Here is a 2,019-nt window from a genome sequence, read left to right as displayed (position 1 = left end):
AATGGCGGGCGTGGTTTTTTGGGTTCCTGTCGCGGCGGTAATGGGCGCGGTTCTCTTATCGAGCTTACCCGCGGCAGGGTAGTGACCGGGCGCAACCCGGTGATGCCGCCGTTGAATATCGTCAACGAGGGTGGGGATCTACAGGGCATCCCTGACGATCTGCGCGGTACTGGCGGCGCCAGGGGCGGCAACAGTTATTACTATTTGCGCGGCGATCGAAGTTATGAGCTGGCGGGTACCGGCGGCCTTGGTGGCAGCGGCGGCGCCGGTCTGGCGGTGATCGCCCGTGGTATCGCGTTGGGTGTGTCCGGGAAAATGGAAAACTCCGGCAGTGCTGGCGACCCCGGCAGGGGCGTTGAGCCAAGACCCATTCCCGGTGGCAGCGGCGGCGGTGGTGCGCCTGGCGGTACTGTGCTGTTGGTAGACGGTACTCAAAATCCAATGCCGATGCTCAGCAACAGCAAACTTATTGCCTGCTATGGCGAGAGCCCTGGTGCTCCCGGCAGTGCCGGGCTGGGGGATCACTGTCTCGGCACCAGTGCCGTGCGGCTTCTGTTTGTGCCCAAATCCCGCACCCCCTACGACGACTACGAGGATCCGGCCCTGGATCCCAGTGTGCAACAGGCCATGGATGCCGCTGCCGAGGCCCAGGCCGATGCGAATATTGCCCTGGCGGATCTGGATAATATCGCCGCGGACGGCATACTGCACCAGAGCGAAAAACTGCAGATTATCCGCGAGTACGCGCAATTACTGGCCCAGCAGGCGGGGATTGAAAACCAGGCCGACGGCGCCGGCCTGACCACGGAAAAAGCCGATTACAGTGGCAACCTGGCCGCGCTCACCAGTTACCTCGGTGGCCTCACACCCGCCTGGAACAATACCAGCGCGGATACTCCCATCAGTCGCACCCTCTGGAACGCCAACTGGCAAGCGGCATACCATGCCCGCAACACCCTGCTGGACGCCATTGCGCAGCAGGCCCGCGAAGCCGGGATGCTCGGTGCCGCACTGCAATTTAAATGGGACCGCAGACCCCTGGGGTTGAGCTGGCCCACCAGCACTAATTATGCCGGCGGTACCAAATACACCTTTAACGCCAGCGCCGGGCGCGGCTATCTGCATGTACTGGCCAATGATGCCGAGGGTGGTGCCCGGATTGGTCTGAACGATGCCCAGGTCGGGGTAATGAGCGGACAGGATGGCGTTACCCAGTGGTACAGCTTCCCAATCACGCTGGTGGCGGGTATCAATGAGCTTTCCGTGTGGGCCAGTAGTAGCGACAGCGGCAGCTATGGCGGCCTGGTGGTCACCCTCGGTGGCAGCGGTGACCCGGAGGCCCTGCTGGATGCCTCCGTGGCCGACGCCAGGGCCGCTGCCGCCGAAGCTGCCGCTGCTGATGCCCAGACCGATGCCACCGAGGCACTGGCCGACTTAAATACGATTGCCGCAGATAGCAAGCTGCACCCCGGGGAAAAACCCCAAGTCATCCGCGAGTACAGCCAGTTACTAGCGGAACAGACCGGTATTGAAATCCAGGCGAACCGTTACGGTATTACCAGCGAGAAAACCGCCTATAGCGGTGCCATTACCGCCCTGTCGGATTATCTCAGCGGTACCGGCTGGAACAATACCACCACGGTCACCACCATCAATCGCAGCACCTGGGATAATAAATGGCAGGGGGTGTACACCCAACGACAGGCACTGCTCAATAAAATCAACCAGATTGCCGGTTCCCAGGCCGACTGGGACAAAACCTACGGACCCAATAAACCGGAGGATAATGCCACCTTAGGGGCCACAGCCCTGGAACGGGCGATGATCCGCACAAAGAGCCATACGTTTTTGGAGGATTTTTCCAGTGCGGAGTATCCCCAATCCTGGGAGAAAATCTCCGGCTCCGGCGCTATGAGTTACTACCCTGGCGGCTCCAGCCAAGTCGGTGGCGGTGCGGCCCGCCTTAACGACTATGTGGTAATGCACCACCGGGATAAGGTGCCCTTTGATCCCGATAAA

General features: G+C 60.9%; 1 pseudogene. It reads left to right on the top strand.

Annotated elements, in window-relative coordinates:
* Positions 1-2,019: pseudogene (locus Q1A48_RS21095) on the top strand (hypothetical protein); the annotation flags it as partial.

This window comes from uncultured Microbulbifer sp. (assembly GCF_947489355.1).
Taxonomy (GTDB): Bacteria; Pseudomonadota; Gammaproteobacteria; order Pseudomonadales; family Cellvibrionaceae; genus Microbulbifer.
Note: the sequence above shows the minus strand (reverse complement) of the source record. Positions and strands in the feature narration are given on the sequence as shown.